This is a genomic window from Rhizobium album, from assembly GCF_003122325.1.
In the GTDB taxonomy this organism is placed as follows: Bacteria; Pseudomonadota; Alphaproteobacteria; order Rhizobiales; family Rhizobiaceae; genus Metarhizobium; species Metarhizobium album.
The window spans coordinates 109665-125632 of the sequence record NZ_QFBC01000007.1 but is presented as its reverse complement, the minus strand read 5'-3'; the positions used below and the strand labels follow the sequence as shown (position 1 = coordinate 125632).

The 15968-nt window shown below is 63.4% G+C and carries 15 protein-coding genes and 1 pseudogene; 14 read left to right on the top strand and 2 right to left on the bottom strand.

The window, feature by feature from the left end:
* The first annotated feature begins 2 nt into the window (after window positions 1-2).
* The 5 genes from DEM27_RS16815 to lpdA are packed head-to-tail and all read left to right on the top strand — an operon-like array spanning window position 3 to window position 4111.
* Window positions 3-749, top strand: coding sequence for a DUF4241 domain-containing protein (locus DEM27_RS16815; protein WP_109459403.1), 747 nt, complete (start codon window positions 3-5; stop codon window positions 747-749).
* Window positions 746-1276, top strand: coding sequence for a hypothetical protein (locus DEM27_RS16810; RefSeq protein ID WP_420028832.1), 531 nt, complete (start codon window positions 746-748; stop codon window positions 1274-1276). Before DEM27_RS16815 ends, DEM27_RS16810 begins: the two co-directional genes overlap by 4 nt.
* Window positions 1273-2025 (top strand): SDR family oxidoreductase, encoded by a 753-nt coding sequence (locus DEM27_RS16805; RefSeq protein ID WP_109459402.1) that lies wholly within the window; start codon window positions 1273-1275, stop codon window positions 2023-2025. The genes DEM27_RS16810 and DEM27_RS16805 overlap by 4 nt, the downstream gene beginning before the upstream one ends.
* A 16-nt stretch (window positions 2026-2041) precedes the next feature.
* Window positions 2042-2680 (top strand): LysE family translocator, encoded by a 639-nt coding sequence (locus DEM27_RS16800; protein WP_109459401.1) that lies wholly within the window; start codon window positions 2042-2044, stop codon window positions 2678-2680.
* 24 nt (window positions 2681-2704) lie between these two features.
* The gene (gene lpdA, locus DEM27_RS16795) at window positions 2705-4111 is read left to right on the top strand and encodes a dihydrolipoyl dehydrogenase (RefSeq protein ID WP_109459400.1); all 1407 of its coding nucleotides are present in this window, start codon (window positions 2705-2707) and stop codon (window positions 4109-4111) included.
* Window positions 4112-4210: 99 nt separating this feature from the next.
* Here the strand turns inward: lpdA and DEM27_RS16790 are convergent, their stop codons facing one another.
* Window positions 4211-5293 carry a TraB/GumN family protein gene (locus DEM27_RS16790; protein ID WP_245445891.1) on the bottom strand — a complete coding sequence of 361 codons (1083 nt, stop codon included), beginning with the start codon at window positions 5291-5293 and terminating at the stop codon, window positions 4211-4213.
* Between the two features lie 154 nt (window positions 5294-5447).
* Complete coding sequence (locus DEM27_RS16785; RefSeq protein ID WP_109459399.1) at window positions 5448-6383, bottom strand: tyrosine recombinase XerC; 936 nt, start codon at window positions 6381-6383, stop codon at window positions 5448-5450.
* Between the two features lie 148 nt (window positions 6384-6531).
* Here DEM27_RS16785 and DEM27_RS34630 point away from each other — a divergent pair.
* From DEM27_RS34630 to DEM27_RS16740, 9 genes and pseudogenes are all read left to right on the top strand, one after another.
* A pseudogene (locus DEM27_RS34630) lies at window positions 6532-6636 on the top strand (acyltransferase); the annotation flags it as partial.
* A 142-nt stretch (window positions 6637-6778) separates the two neighbouring features.
* Entirely contained in the window at window positions 6779-7915 is a 1137-nt protein-coding gene (locus tag DEM27_RS16775) for an AAA family ATPase (protein ID WP_109459398.1), read from the top strand.
* Between the two features lie 54 nt (window positions 7916-7969).
* Window positions 7970-10189 (top strand): primosomal protein N', encoded by a 2220-nt coding sequence (locus DEM27_RS16770; RefSeq protein ID WP_109459397.1) that lies wholly within the window; start codon window positions 7970-7972, stop codon window positions 10187-10189.
* A gap of 136 nt (window positions 10190-10325) precedes the next feature.
* Entirely contained in the window at window positions 10326-10712 is a 387-nt protein-coding gene (locus tag DEM27_RS16765) for an AGROH133_08824 family phage infection protein (RefSeq protein WP_109459396.1), read from the top strand.
* Window positions 10713-10976: 264 nt separating this feature from the next.
* Window positions 10977-11543 (top strand): F0F1 ATP synthase subunit delta, encoded by a 567-nt coding sequence (locus DEM27_RS16760; RefSeq protein WP_109459395.1) that lies wholly within the window; start codon window positions 10977-10979, stop codon window positions 11541-11543.
* Window positions 11543-13072, top strand: coding sequence for a F0F1 ATP synthase subunit alpha (gene atpA / locus DEM27_RS16755; RefSeq protein ID WP_109459394.1), 1530 nt, complete (start codon window positions 11543-11545; stop codon window positions 13070-13072). The genes DEM27_RS16760 and atpA overlap by 1 nt, the downstream gene beginning before the upstream one ends.
* Before the next feature lie 26 nt (window positions 13073-13098).
* The gene (locus tag DEM27_RS16750; RefSeq protein WP_109459393.1) at window positions 13099-13989 is read left to right on the top strand and encodes a F0F1 ATP synthase subunit gamma; all 891 of its coding nucleotides are present in this window, start codon (window positions 13099-13101) and stop codon (window positions 13987-13989) included.
* A 23-nt stretch (window positions 13990-14012) separates the two neighbouring features.
* Complete coding sequence (gene atpD / locus DEM27_RS16745) at window positions 14013-15443, top strand: F0F1 ATP synthase subunit beta (RefSeq protein ID WP_109459392.1); 1431 nt, start codon at window positions 14013-14015, stop codon at window positions 15441-15443.
* A 79-nt stretch (window positions 15444-15522) separates the two neighbouring features.
* Entirely contained in the window at window positions 15523-15930 is a 408-nt protein-coding gene (locus DEM27_RS16740) for a F0F1 ATP synthase subunit epsilon (RefSeq protein WP_109459391.1), read from the top strand.
* The last annotated feature ends 38 nt before the right edge of the window (window positions 15931-15968 follow it).

Here is a 15968-nt window from a genome sequence, read left to right as displayed (position 1 = left end):
TCATGGGAAGCCGGCTTGGAAAAGCGGTCGGGGCATTGGTTTGCGCCGCTGCCTTGCAGGGGCCGGTTTCCGCCATGGCGGCCGATTGGGATGTGCATCGCATCGGCCGCAACTTCGACCTCGTCAATCTCGACGAGGCGGAGCTTGCCCGGCGGAGCATCAAGGTCCTCCATCTCGGTAAACTCGAATTGCAATCCGGCCGCATCGTCGCGACCGATCCGCTGGTGCAGCCGGAAAGGGCGCCGTTCGAGCGCACGGTGCCGCCGGGAGATTTTCCGGTGACCGTCTATGAGGCGCAGGGTCGCGTCGCCGCCGCCGTCGTCCGCTTCGGCGAAGGCAGGCCGGAGCGCTGGGGGCTCGCGACCGTTGCCGGCCAGAAGCTCGGAGAATTGAAGGGCGACCTGTTCTTCGGATACGGCGTCGATGCCGGCACCGGTTCCTTCATGGATGCCGATACGCCTGCCCTGATGCAGCAGCGCCTCGAAATCGAGATGAAGACCCGGCACAACGACGACGTCAATTATTACGACCATGTCCTGGCCGCCGATATCGACAGCGCCACCGCTTCCGTCATTCACCGGCCGATCGAAGGCAAGCGTGGCAACGTGGCCGTGTTTACCAGCGGCTGGGGCGACGGTTATTACCCGACGTTCTGGGGGCTCGCGGCGAGCGGCCGGCCGCTGGTGCTGATGACCGACTTTTTCGTGATCGAGAATGCGGATGGAAACAGGGAGCCGGCAAACCCATGAATGCGTTCGTTTCCCGCCTGTCGGTTTCCGCCCTTTGCCCTTCTATCGCTGCCGGCTTCGTGCTGCTGATGGCACAGCCGGCCTTATCGGCTGCCTGCAAGCAGGCCAATGCCGTCTATCAGGATCGTGATGCCGCCTACGAATTGCGTTTCACACCACTAGGCTCAGAAGCGGCTGCCGCCAGCAATCGTTTCAACGTCAAGATCAAATCCTCGTCGGTCGAAATGCAGGGATTCGTGCTGCTGTCTGAAGATCCGGAACGGTCCAACGCCATTCTGATGTTCAATTGCCCGGAAGGCGATACCACCGGCGAAGAGCTGGAAGCCTGCACTGTCTGGCAGGGGCCGGTCTACGGCATCGACGCCAAGGGCGAGATCGCCAATCTGAAGACGGAAGGCGGTGAGGCGGCGGAGAAGCTGATGCTGCCTGGCCTCGGCCCGGCGATGCGCGAATCGTCGCTGTGGGAGGCCGGCAAGGCGAATGTCGCTCCATGGGACGTGCTGACATATGGGGGATGTATCCAATGAGTGACAAACCGGTTCTTCTCGTCACCGGCGGCAGCCGCGGCATCGGAGCGGCGGTGTGCGTGCTTGCGGCGCAAAAAGGCTGGGCCGTTGCCGTCAACTACGTCTCGAACCAGGCGGCTGCCGACGCGGTCGTGGCGGAAATCCGGGCGGCAGGCGGTGAGGCGGTCGCGGTCCGGGGCGATGTCGGCGTTGCCGCCGATATCGATGCGATGTTTGTCGCCGTCGACAAGCACTTCGGCCGCATCGACGGCCTCGTCAACAATGCCGGCGTCATCGACCTGTCGCAGCGTGTCGACGAGATGAGCGCCGAACGCCTGGAGCGGATGATGCGCGTCAACGTCATCGGCTCGATCCTTGCCGCCCGCGAGGCCGTCCGGCGCATGTCGACCAGGCACGGCGGCAAGGGCGGGGCGATCGTCAACATCTCCTCGATGGCCGCCGTCATCGGTTCGCCGTCGCTTTACGTCGACTACGCGGCCTCCAAGGCGGCGATCGATACGTTCACCGTCGGGCTTGCCCGCGAGGTGGCCACCGAAGGCGTGCGCGTCAATGCCGTGCGACCGGGCATCATCGACACGGATATCCATGCCTCCGGCGGCGAGCCGGACCGTGCCCACCGGTCGGCGTCGATGATTCCGATGCAACGCCCCGGCACGGCGCAGGAGGTTGCCGACGCCATCGTCTACCTTCTTTCTTCGCCGGCTTCCTATATAACGGGCGCTATTCTCAACGTCAGCGGCGGTCGCTAGGCACCAGCGGGTCATCATGCAGTATATTCTGGAATTCCTCGGCCTGATGGCCGTCTTCTCGATCTTCATCGTCGTGCCGGGCGCGGATTTTGCCGTGATCCTGCGCCAGAGCATCGTGCATGGCCGCCGTGCGGCGATCATGACCGGGCTCGGCATGGGCTTTTCGCTGCTGTTCCACATCAGCTATACCATTCTCGGCCTCGGCCTGATCGTTTCGCAGTCGCTGATGCTGTTCAGCCTGATCAAATGGGCGGGTGTCGCCTATCTCGTCTATCTCGGCATCAAGTCCTTCCGCGAGCCCGGCTTCAAGGTCGGTGACATCGAGGTGACGGCGGAGGACCGCAAGCCGGTTTCGGCTCTCAAATGCCTGGCGACGGGTTTCGTCACCAATGCGCTCAATCCGAAGCCGGTGCTGTTCTTCCTGTCGCTGTTTTCGACGCTGGTGCATCACGATACGCCGGCGCTCATCCAGTTCAGCTATGGTATCGGCATGGCCACGGCGCTGGTTGCCTGGTTTGCCGGCGTCTCCGTCTTCTTCACCGTCAAGGCGATCCGCGACCGCTTCATCGCCAGCGGCAAATGGTTCAACCGCATTACCGGAGCGGCATTGGTCGGCTTCGGCTTCCGTCTCGCGCTGGCCCGTGCCGCCGACTAAACGACAAGATAAAGGAAAAGAAACATGTCCTACGATGTGATTGTTATCGGCACCGGCCCCGGCGGTTATGTCAGCGCCGTCAAGGCCGCCCAGCTCGGTCTCAAGGTCGCCGTGGTCGAGAAGCGCGCCACCTATGGCGGCACCTGCCTCAATGTCGGCTGCATTCCCTCCAAGGCGCTGCTGCATGCCTCGGAAATGTTCCATCACGCCCAGCACGGCATGGAAGCGCTCGGCGTCGAGGTGTCCGGTGCGACGCTGAACCTCGGCAAGATGCTCGCCCACAAGGACGCGACGGTGAAGTCGAACGTCGATGGCGTCGCCTTCCTGTTCAAGAAGAACAAGATCGACGCCTTCCAGGGCACCGGCAGGATCGTTTCCGCCGGCAAGGTGTCGGTTACCGGCGACGACGGCAAGGTGCAGGAGATCGAAGGCAAGAACATCGTCATCGCCACCGGCTCCGACGTGGCCGGCATTCCGGGTGTTCCCGTTGAAATCGATGAGAAGGTGATCATTTCCTCGACCGGCGGCATCGCGCTGGACAAGGTGCCGGAAACCATGGTCGTCGTCGGCGGCGGCGTCATCGGCCTCGAGCTCGGTTCCGTCTGGTCGCGCCTCGGCGCCAAGGTGACGGTCGTCGAATATCTCGACACCATCCTCGGCGGCATGGACGGCGAGGTTTCCAAGCAGTTCCAGCGCATGCTGGCCAAGCAGGGCATCCAGTTCCATCTCGGTGCCAAGGTGACCGGCGTCGAAAAGGCCGGCAACGGTGCCAAGGTGACATTCGAGCCCGTCAAGGGCGGCGACAAGGTGGTGCTCGATGCCGACGTCGTCTTGATCGCCACCGGCCGCAAGCCCTACACTGCAGGCCTCGGCCTTGAGGAAGCGGGTGTGGCGCTCGACAATCGCGGCCGCGTCGAGATCGACGGCCATTACCGCACCAATGTCGCCGGCATCTATGCCATCGGCGACGTCGTCAAGGGTCCGATGCTGGCGCACAAGGCCGAGGACGAAGGCGTGGCGCTGGCCGAAATCCTCGCTGGCCAGGCCGGCCATGTGAACTACGACGTGATCCCGAGCGTGGTCTACACCCAGCCCGAGGTCGCCTCGGTCGGCAAAACCGAAGAGGAGCTGAGGGCTGCCGGCATTGCCTACAAGGTCGGGAAGTTCCCCTTCACCGCCAATGGCCGCGCCCGCGCCATGCTGGCGACGGACGGTTTCGTCAAGATCCTGGCCGACAAGGACACCGACCGCGTGCTCGGCGGCCACATCGTTGGCTTCGGCGCCGGCGAGATGATCCACGAGATCGCCGTGCTGATGGAATTCGGCGGCTCCTCCGAAGACCTCGGCCGTACCTGCCACGCACATCCGACCATGTCGGAAGCGGTGAAGGAAGCGGCATTGGCGACGTTCTTCAAGCCGATCCATATGTGATCGGTCCCCGGCTCGACAAACAAAACCCGGCTTCCCATTGGGAAGCTGGGTTTTCGCTTTCGGGAGTCGTTTTTGAACGATGGCGTTTTGGCCAAACCGTCAATTCTCCGCCGTCACCGTATATCCCGCCTTGCGCAGCAAGGCCACCAGCCCGTCCTCGCCGGGCAGGTGCAGGGCGCCGACGGCCATGAAGGTCTTTCCCTTGGCGAAATAGGGGGCTGAGCGGCCGAGCATCACCTTGTTGCGGTCGATGATGATGCGTTGTTCGAAGGCGGCGTAACCCTGGTCGGCATCTTCGCCCGGCGGCGTCAGCGTCTTCAGCATCGGCATGGTGAGGCCGATGTCGCCGGCAAGGTAGAGCTGGATCATCGTCTCGACGACGTCGTTCATGCGATCGCCGAGTTCCAGCGTATCGATCAGCGCCTTCAGGTGGAATTCCATCGGCAGGGCGGCCATGGCAGCCAGCTGCTCGGCCATGGTTTCCAGGCCGACGAGGTGTTTGCCTTCAGCGACGGCGTCTTCGGCGATCTTCTTGTCGAGGAAAGCGGCCCCTTGCGTCTTGCGGGTGATCTCGCAGGGCGGCAGCGAGACGAAGCTCGAAATCATCCAGGGCTGCATGCGCGATACCAGCGTCAGCGAGATGCCGCGGCTTTTCAGGCCGGCCTCCAGCTGCTCCGTTTCCTGCGGCGACAGGAATTTGGTGATCGTCGAACCGTCGAGCAGCATTGTGAGTTCGGGCTTGGCGAGCAGGGCCGCCGCTGCCTTTTTTTCGTCGAGGATTTCGTCCGATTCGACGATGACCGTATCGGAGGCGGTCCAGGCGCGGCGGGCGGCGTCCGGCATGCTCAGCACGCGCGGATCGGTGAGATGCATCGTGCCCATCAGCCAGGAGGGCTCCAGCCCGGGCTTTTCGATTTTCCAGAAGATGCCCTTGCCGTTGACGATGCCGGCGCCTTCGTCGAGCACGGCTTCGTAGCGTGCCGGGTCGCTGGCCTGCAGGCTGCCGAGAATATTGCTGCCGTCGCATTTTTGCGCATCAGCCGCGTGGGCCGGCGAGAGCAAGACAAGCGTCAGAAGGAGCACGAGCGCAAGCAGCAGCGGGAATGCCGCCGCCAGATAGAGTGCGACATCGCCGAGGTTTCGGCTGCGGGCGAGCCCGCCGCGCATTTCGAAGAGATTCATGGGCAAGGATTCCGTTCTGACGTCTGCAAAACCTTACGGCCGGACGGGCTCACAAATGTTTAAGAAATTTGGTTAAGCCGCGCCGGGGTTGGAGCAATTCCAGCAAAAGTGCTGAGCGGTTTTGTGTCCGGAATTGCTCTATCTCCTGCGCCGTTCAGGCGCGCGGATGCGTGCGGTCGTAGACATCGAGCAGCCGGGTCGTATCGATGCCGGTATAGACCTGGGTGGTCGACAGGCTGGCATGGCCGAGCAGTTCCTGGATGGTGCGCAGGTCGCCGCCGCCGGCGAGCAGATGGGTGGCGAAGGAGTGCCGCAGGACGTGTGGCGTGGCGCTTTCCGGCAGGCCGAGGGCACCGCGCATCGTCTGCATCGCCCGCTGGATGATTGCCGGCTGCAGCTTGCCGCCCCGGACGCCGCGAAACAGCGGCGCGTTTGCCGGCAGGTGGTGGGGGCAGAGGTTGCGATATTTTTCGGCCGCGTCGCGTACGACGGCAAGCAGCGGCACGATACGGGTCTTGCCGCCCTTGCCGGTGACACGCAGGGTTTCGCCGCCGCCGGCAAAATCGTCCGGCGTCAGGTCGAGCGCTTCGGCGATGCGCAGGCCGCAGCCATAGAGCAGCGTGAGGACGGCGGCATTGCGGGCGGCGACCCACGGTTCGTCGTGCATCTGCATCTCGTCGCTGACGACATCGAGCGCCTGCGTATCGGTCAATGGTTTCGGCAGCGATCGCGGCTGTTTCGGCGAGCGGATCGCGGCAGCGCCGGCGGCATTGGCCAAGCCCTTCTTTTCGAGATGCCGGAGAAACGAGCGGATGCCGGCGAGGTTGCGACCGAGCGACCGGGCGCCGGTCCCGTCGCGGCGCCGGGCGGCGAGGAAGGCACGCAGGTCGGCGGGACGCAGCGTCGCGACATCGTCGAGGCCGGCCGGGCCGCCGACATGGCCGGTGAGGAATGCCAGGAATTGCCTTGTATCCCGCTCGTAGGCATCCAGCGTCTTGGCGGCCAGGCGCCGCTCCTGCCCGAGCGTATCCAGCCAGCCTTGCCGTTCGGCCATCAGGGAGGGATCGGCGATGATCAGCAACTCGGTCACGCGGTAACCCCGATCTTTGTCTTCAGGCGCTTGTCTTTGTCCATGGAAGCGGCATCTTCGGAGAACCGGGTTAGGGAATCGATAACGCCGCTTCGGCTGTCATGCTGAAATCATGTTCCGTTGTCAGGGAGACATATGGAAGGACGCGATGTCTCGGCGTGCTTCGCCGACGGCCCCCGGACAGTTTGCCGATGCCATTGCCTTGGTTTTCCACGGGCGGCCCGGGCATATCGTCGATACCCCGATTGCCGAGATGGTCATCCCGCAGACGCGACAACGGGCGCTGGAACGGCATATGGTTTTCGATCTTGCCGACGATGCGGATGCGGTCTTTGCGCCGTTCCGCCCGACCGTCGGACATTCTTTTTCCCCGATCGATCGTGTAGATGTTGCGCATGCTGCTTCGCTCGATGTCTGCCGCCAATTATCGTTCGCTACGTGCGATCCGCATGGATCTGGCGGGGGTGAACCTGTTCATCGGCGAGAACGGCGTGGGAAAATCCAATCTTTACCGCGCATTGCAACTCGTGCAGGCGGCGGTGCGCGGCAATCTTGCCTATGAGATCGCCGCCGAGGGCGGCATGGCGTCGGCGCTGTGGTCGGGTAAGCGGCGGCAGGGCGAGGCCGTCCGCATCAGGCTGGCCGTCGAGCTTCTCGACGAGGAGAGGGCGGTGACCTTCCGTTACCAGGTGGAGGCCGGGCTCCGACCGCCGAAGGCCGCAGCCGGCTTCGCCTTCGAGCCGCAGGTCAAGGCGGAGGAGTTTTCCATCGAAACCGGGTCGCGGCCGGTGACGATGATGCGGCGGGCCGGCCCGGGTATTACGGTGCGCGGCGAGACCGGCCGGCTGCAGGACTATCCCGAGCAGGCGATGACCTCCGAGACCGCCATCGCGCTTCTGGGCGACGCCGGCCATTATCCCGAAGTCGGCACTTTCCGCCGTGCCGTCGAAGGCTGGCGGTTCTTCCACGGGTTTCGCACCGACCGGGCTTCGGCCCTGCGGGCACCGTGCCTGGCAGTCACCGCGCCGCTGCTCGATGAGGACGGCGGCAATCTCGCGGCCGTCTTCGCGACGCTTGTCCATACCCGCGAGGACACGGTGGAACTCGACCGGGCGATCGCCGCCGCCTTCGGTGGTGCCCGGCTGCATGTGCCGGAGCCGGGCGAACATGCCGAATTTGCACTTTCCTTTCCGGATTTTCCGCAACGCCTGTTCCAGCCGCGCGAACTTTCCGACGGCCAGATCCGGTTCCTCGGGCTTGCGGGTGCCCTGATGTCCTACCGCCAGCCGGCATTGATCGCGCTCAACGAACCCGAAGCCAGTCTGCATCCGGACATGCTGGAGCCGCTGGCCGGGATGATCGCCCAGGCCGCGCAGCGCAGCCAGATCTGGATCGTCACCCATTCGCAAGCGCTGGCATCCGCCGTGGCCGCGCGCTGCGGCATCCGTCCGCGCCGGGTCATCCGCCGGGAGGGCGCCACCTGGATCGACGGCATGCGCCTGACCGGGCTGATGGACGAGGACGGCGACTGAGGTGGGCCGGTTTTGGGTTTTCTTTTGCGCCGTGGCGCGGCAAGGTCCGGCACGATGACAGGCGATTCGTCCGATCTGTTCGGCCCGCTCTCGAAGGCGCCGGCTGCAACGCGTGCCGTTCCGGTGCTGGTGCCCTTGCCGGCGCCCGGCCCCTATTCTTATGCCGTGCCGGAGGGCATGGCGGTGGAGCCCGGTTCCGTCGTGCAGGTGCCGCTCGGGCCGCGGCAGGTGATCGGCGTCGTCTGGGAGGGGCCGGAGGACGGCAAGGTCGACCCCAAGAAGATACGGCCGATCGAGAAGGTCTTCGATTGCCCGCCGCTTGATGCGCATATGCGCAGCTTCGTCAACTGGATCGCCGGCTACACGCTGACGCCGCCCGGGCTGGTGGCGCGCATGGCGCTGCGCGCGCCGGCCGCCTTCGATCCCGAACCGATGGTGGAGGGCTTGCGGTTTCTCGGCGGCATGCCGGAACGGATGACGCCGGCGCGGGCGCGGGTGATCGACATGGCCCAGGACGGCCTTTCCTGGACCCGCAGCGGTCTGGCGCATGCCGCCGGCGTTTCCCTGAGTGTCGTTGACGGGCTGATCACGCAGGGCCTGTTCGAAACGGTGTTTTTGCCGCCGCCGCCGGTCGTCGCCCGGCCCGATCCGGATTTTATCGAACCGCGCATCGAAGGCCCGCAGAAGGAGGCGGCTGCCGAGATCCTTGAAAATGTCGCGGCAGGCGGCTTCTCGGTCGCCCTGATCGACGGCGTCACCGGCTCCGGCAAGACCGAGGTCTATTTCGAGGCGGTGGCCGAGACACTCAGGCGCGGCAAGCAGGTGCTGATCCTCCTGCCCGAAATCGCCCTGACCGCTGCCTTCCTCGAACGCTTCCAGGACCGGTTTGGCGCAAAACCCGCCGAATGGCATTCCGATCTCAGCCCGCGCATGCGCGAAAAGGTCTGGCGCCAGGCGGTGACCGGCGAGGTCAGGGTCGTGGCCGGGGCGCGATCGGCGCTGTTCCTGCCCTTCGAGGAGCTTGGCCTGATCATCGTCGACGAGGAGCATGACCCCGCCTACAAGCAGGAGGACCGCGTCTATTACAACGCCCGTGACATGGCCGTGGTGCGTGGCCGGATCAGCGGCTTTCCCGTCATCCTCGTCTCGGCGACGCCTTCTGTGGAAAGCCAGGTCAACGGCCAGCAGGGGCGCTACAACACCATCCACCTGCCGACGCGCTTCGGAGATGCGGCGCTGCCGGACCTGCATCTGGTCGACATGCGCCGCCACCCGCCGCAGCGTGGCGGCTTCCTCTCGCCGGTGATGCTGCGCGCCATCGACAAGACGGTGAAGTCGGGGCATCAGTCGCTGCTCTTCCTCAATCGCCGCGGTTATGCGCCGCTGACGCTGTGCCGCGTCTGCGGCCACCGTTTCCAGTGCCCGCAATGCTCGAGCTGGCTGGTGGAGCATCGCTTCCGCGGCCAGATCCAGTGCCACCAGTGCGGTTATGCCGAGAAGACGCCGGAAGCCTGCCCGGAATGCGGCACGTTCGACCATCTCGTCGCCTGCGGTCCCGGCGTCGAGCGTATCGCCGAGGAGGTGGAGCAGCATTTTCCCGAAGCGCGCACCATCGTGCTCTCCTCCGACATCATGGGCGGCGTCAAGCGACTGCGGCTGGAGCTGGATGCGATCGCCAAGGGGGAGGCGGATATCGTCATCGGCACCCAGCTGGTCGCCAAGGGCCACAATTTCCCGCTGATGACGCTGGTGGGCATCGTCGATGCCGATCTGGGACTGGCGAACGGCGATCCGCGCGCCGCCGAGCGCACCTTCCAACTCCTGTCGCAGGTCACCGGCCGCGCTGGCCGAACCGGCCTGAAGAGCCATGGCCTGCTGCAGACCTACCAGCCGCAGCATCCGGTGATGCAGGCGATCGTTTCGGGCGATTCCGGCGCTTTCTACGATCGCGAAATCTTTGAACGGGAAAAGGCGGTGCTGCCGCCTTTCGGCCGGCTGGCCTCGATCATCGTTTCCGCCGATACGCGTCAGGATGCCGAAATTCATGCACGCGGCCTGCGGCAGGCGGCGCCGCAGGTCAGCGGCATTTCCGTCCTCGGTCCGGCAGAGGCGCCGCTGGCGCTCATTCGCGGCCGTCACCGGTTCCGGCTGCTGGTCCACGGCCGCCGGAACAGCGATATCCAGTCGTTCCTGCGTGAAATGCTGGCCAACGGGCCGAAGGAGCGCGGCAGCGTGCACACCCAGCTCGACATCGATCCGCAGAGTTTCCTCTGACGCTGCGGAAATCTTGTATTTCGAAGCGCTTATGTATGAAGAAATCGCTGTGGCCAGCCGGCTCGCCGCATTTCCCCATCCGAGGCTTCGTGTCATAAATCGGCACATCCAGAGGGGACGACACAGGGGCATTCGCATGGAGTTCTATTTTCCGGCCCAGCTTGGGGAGCAGCTGGCGTTTGGCGCGGCGGCGTTTACCGCCTTTGCCGGTTTTGTCATGATGTTCGCGCCGGGACTGACCTTCCGCTTCTTTCGCCTGCAGACCCGCGAGGGGCGCCCTAGCGCTTATGGCGAGGCGCGTTCGACGATCGGCGGTTTTTATCTCGGTTTCGGCCTTGCCGCGATCCTGCTCGCCCAGCCGATGGTCTATTTCGCCTTCGGCGCCTCGTTCGCCCTGGCAGCCTTTGCTCGTGTCCTGTCGATCATGTCCGACAGGGGCAGTGTCCCGTTCAATTTTCTACTGCTGATTGTGCAGGTCGTGCTCGCGGTGCTGCCGCTGCTTTACGTCTTCGGCTGGGTCTGAATTTGGCCGGCGACGGCGGAAAAGGAAGCCAATCCAGCTTTACGGTAATTTTGCCGCATTTCCTCTCCATGAATCCGACAGGAAAGGCGCAATCGTTGAATACGCGTGTTGCGAGTCCAAACGTCCTATGCTAGACGGACCCCGAATTTCGGAAAAGATCTGACGCCATGTTGGGTCATTTTCGGGGGAAACCGAAGCAATTTCAAGAACATGACACCGCTTTCGCAGGGGTGTACGACTCTTGAAGGAAAATCAGGGAAATTTGTGCCCGTGGCAGACACATCCCAGCTCATCTCAGGTGTAGCAGAAAGGTATGCGTCGTCGCTTTTCGAGCTTGCGCTGGAAGAGGGCGTCGTTGAAGGCGTGAGCGCCGATCTTGACCGTTTCCAGGCCTTGCTCGACGAGAGCGCCGATCTGAAGCGCCTGGTCGCCAGCCCCGTCTTTACGGCTGAAGACCAGTCGAAGGCTCTGGTCGCGATCTGCGAAAAGGCCGGCATCAGCGGTCTGGTCGCCAATTTCCTCAAGGTGGTTGCCGGTAACCGCCGTCTTTTCGCGCTGCCGGGCATGATCAAGGGTTTCAAGATCATCGCTGCCCGTCATCGTGGTGAAATTACCGCCGAAGTAACCTCGGCGCATGCGCTCGATCAGGCGCAGGAAAATGAACTGAAGGCGGCGCTGAAGGGCGTGACCGGAAAGAACGTGGCGATCGCCGTCACGGTCGATCCGTCGATCCTCGGCGGCCTGATCGTCAAGGTCGGGTCGCGGCAGATCGATACGTCGCTTCGCACCAAACTCTCTACTCTTAAGCTCGCATTGAAAGAGGTTGGCTGATGGATATCCGCGCCGCGGAAATTTCCGCAATCCTGAAAGATCAGATCAAAAATTTCGGCAAAGAGGCTGAAGTCTCGGAAGTCGGCCAGGTGCTCTCCGTCGGTGACGGTATCGCCCGCGTCTACGGCCTCGACAACGTCCAGGCCGGCGAAATGGTCGAGTTCCCCGGTGGCATCCGCGGCATGGCGCTGAACCTCGAAGCCGACAACGTCGGCGTGGTTATCTTCGGCTCGGACCGCGAGATCAAGGAAGGCGACACCGTCAAGCGGACCGGCGCCATCGTTGACGTTCCGGTCGGTCCGGAACTGCTCGGCCGCGTCGTCGACGCCCTCGGCAACCCGATCGACGGCAAGGGCCCGATCAATGCGTCGCGCCGTTCGCGCGTCGACGTCAAGGCGCCCGGCATCATCCCGCGCAAGTCGGTGCATGAGCCGATGTCGACCGGCCTCAAGGCTATCGACGCGCTCATCCCGGTCGGCCGCGGCCAGCGCGAGCTTGTCATCGGCGACCGCCAGACCGGCAAGACCGCCATCATTCTCGACACGATCCTGAACCAGAAGGCCATCCACGACAACGGCCCGGACAGCGAAAAGCTGTTCTGCGTCTACGTCGCCATCGGCCAGAAGCGTTCGACCGTTGCCCAGTTCGTCAAGGTTCTCGAAGAACGCGGCGCGCTGAAGTATTCGATCGTCGTTGCCGCTACGGCTTCCGATCCGGCGCCGATGCAGTACCTCGCGCCGTTTGCCGGTTGCGCCATGGGCGAATACTTCCGTGACAACGGCCAGCACGCCCTGATCGGTTACGACGACCTGTCCAAGCAGGCCGTTGCTTACCGCCAGATGTCGCTGTTGCTGCGTCGTCCTCCGGGCCGCGAAGCCTATCCCGGCGACGTTTTCTACCTGCATTCCCGCCTGCTCGAACGCGCTGCAAAGCTCAACGACGAAAAGGGTGCCGGTTCGCTCACCGCTCTGCCGGTTATCGAAACCCAGGGTAACGACGTTTCGGCCTTCATTCCGACTAACGTGATCTCGATCACCGATGGCCAGATCTTCCTTGAAACCGACCTGTTCTACCAGGGTATCCGCCCGGCCGTTAACGTCGGTCTGTCGGTTTCCCGCGTCGGTTCTTCGGCTCAGATCAAGGCGATGAAGCAGGTTGCCGGCTCGATCAAGGGCGAACTCGCCCAGTATCGCGAAATGGCCGCCTTCGCGCAGTTCGGTTCGGACCTCGATGCGGCAACGCAGCGCCTCCTGAACCGCGGTGCCCGCCTGACGGAACTCCTGAAGCAGCCGCAGTTCTCGCCGCTGAAGACGGAAGAGCAGGTTTCGGTGATCTTCGCTGGCGTCAACGGCTACCTCGACAAGATCGCCGTCAACCAGGTCGGAAAGTTCGAGCAGGGCTTCCTCTCCTACCTCCGCTCGGAAGGCAAGGCGATCCTCGACGCGATCCGCACCGAGAAGCAGTTGAGCGATGACACCCGCGCCAAGCTGAAGGCCGCACTCGACAGCTACGCCAAGTCTTTCGCCTGATAAGGCCAAGTTAGGACGGATCAGGGATGCCTTCACTTAAGGATCTGAAAAACCGGATCGCCTCCGTCAAGGCGACGCAGAAGATCACCAAGGCGATGAAAATGGTCGCCGCGGCGAAGCTTCGGCGTGCGCAGGAGGCGGCCGAGGCCGCCAGGCCTTATTCGCAGCGCATGAGCGCCGTACTCGCCAATATCGCCCAGGCGGTCGGCGGTGACGACAGCGTGCCGCGGCTGATGACCGGCACCGGCAAGGACGACGTGCACCTGCTCGTCGTCTGCACGGCCGAGCGCGGTCTCTGCGGCGGCTTCAACTCGCAGATCGCCCGATTTGCCCGCGACCATGCCCGCAGGCTTCTCGCTCAGGGCAAGACGGTCAAGATCTACTGCGTCGGCAAGAAGGGCTACGACAGCCTGCGTCGCGAATTCGCCTCGCTGATCGTCGGCCGCACGGATCTGCGTGACGTCAAGCGGGTTGCTTTCGAGAATGCCGACCAGATCGCTCGCACGATCATGTCGATGTTCGACAAGGGTGAGTTCGACGTCTGCACGCTGTTCTACTCCGAATTCAAGTCGGTGATCAGCCAGGTTCCGACCGCGCTGCAACTGATCCCGGCTGCCGCCGATGTCTCCGTCGCCAACACCGCGACGGCTGCGGGTGCGACCGCCGTTTATGAATACGAACCCGATGCCGGCGCGATCCTCGACGATCTCATCCCGCGCAACATCTCCGTCCAGGTTTTCCGCGCTCTGCTGGAAAACGTCGCTGGCGAGATGGGTGCCAAGATGAGCGCCATGGATAGTGCGACGCGCAACGCTGGTGAGATGATCAACAAGCTGACGCTCAACTACAACCGTCAGCGCCAGGCTCAGATCACCAAGGAACTGATTGAAATCATTTCGGGCGCGGAAGCGCTCTGAGGTTAAGGAAAGAGGTAAGGAACATGGCTGACGCAGCTGCTTCCATTGGCAAGGTGACACAGGTCATCGGTGCCGTCGTCGACGTGGCGTTCGAAGGCGAGCTGCCGCCCATTCTGAACGCATTGGAAACCAACAACGGCGGCAACCGCCTGGTGCTCGAAGTCGCCCAGCACCTGGGTGAAAACGTCGTCCGCACCATCGCCATGGACTCGACCGAAGGTCTGGTTCGCGGCCAGCAGGTCACCAACACCGGTAACCCGATCATGGTTCCCGTCGGTGACGAGACGCTCGGCCGCATCATGAACGTCATCGGCGAGCCGGTCGACGAAGCGGGCCCGTTGAACACGCCTTACAAGCGCGGCATCCACCAAGACGCTCCGGCCTATGTCGAGCAGTCGACGGAAGCCCAGATCCTCGTCACCGGCATCAAGGTCGTCGATCTCCTGGCACCTTACGCAAAGGGCGGCAAGATCGGCCTGTTCGGCGGCGCCGGCGTCGGCAAGACCGTTCTGATCATGGAACTGATCAACAACGTCGCCAAGGCGCACGGTGGTTACTCGGTGTTCGCCGGCGTGGGTGAACGGACCCGCGAAGGCAACGATCTTTACCACGAAATGATCGAATCGGGTGTCAACAAGCACGGCGGCGGCGAAGGCTCCAAGGCTGCTCTCGTTTACGGCCAGATGAACGAACCGCCGGGCGCCCGCGCTCGTGTCGCTCTGACCGGTCTGACCATCGCCGAAGACTTCCGCGACAAGGGCCAGGACGTTCTGTTCTTCGTCGACAACATCTTCCGCTTCACCCAGGCTGGTTCGGAAGTGTCGGCTCTGCTCGGCCGTATTCCTTCGGCCGTGGGTTATCAGCCGACGCTCGCCACCGACATGGGCCAGATGCAGGAACGCATCACCACCACGACCAAGGGTTCGATCACCTCGGTTCAGGCCATTTACGTCCCTGCCGACGACTTGACCGACCCGGCGCCGGCAACCTCGTTCGCCCACCTGGACGCAACGACCGTTCTGTCGCGCTCCATCGCTGAAAAGGGCATCTATCCGGCCGTTGACCCGCTCGACTCCACGTCGCGCATGCTCGACCCGATGGTTGTCGGTGAAGAGCACTACGAAGTTGCCCGTAAGGTCCAATCGACCCTGCAGCGCTACAAGGCTCTCCAGGACATCATCGCCATCCTCGGCATGGACGAACTGTCGGAAGACGATAAGCTGGCCGTTGCCCGCGCCCGCAAGATCGAGCGCTTCCTGTCGCAGCCGTTCTTCGTCGCCGAAGTCTTCACCGGTTCGCCGGGCAAGCTCGTCGCCCTCGAAGACACGATCAAGGGCTTCAAGGGCCTGGTCAACGGCGAATACGACCACCTGCCGGAAGCAGCCTTCTACATGGTCGGCTCGATGGAAGAAGCCATCGAAAAGGCCAAGCGCCTGGCCGCAGAAGCTGCCTAATCATCGATAAACGTCTGGCGTGTCGGAATTTCCAGCGCGCCAGCGTCCGAATACGATCCAACGGAAGAGTGAATTCGTCATGGCCGACAATTTCAATTTTGAACTCGTTTCTCCCGAGCGTCTGCTCCTGTCGGAGAAGGTCAGCGAAGTCGTCATTCCGGCAACCGAAGGCGAAATGACCGTCATGGCCAACCATGCGCCGACGATGACGACGATCAAGCCGGGCATCGTGACAGTGAAGGCCGCTTCGGGCAAGGTTTCGCGCTACGTCGTGTTCGGCGGTTTTGCCGATATCCTGCCGACGGGCTGCACGCTGCTGGCCGAATCCGCCGTGCCGATGGAAGAGCTGAACCGCGAAACGCTGCAGAAGCGCATCGACGCTGCCCGTGGCGATATCGCAGCAGCCACCAACGACGACCACAAGTTCCATCTGGAGCGCCATCTCGCAGAGCTGACCCATCTGAACGGTATCGTCGTTCCGGCCTGATCGGGTTTCGACGGAAAAGATTTCGGGGCAGCCTTGGG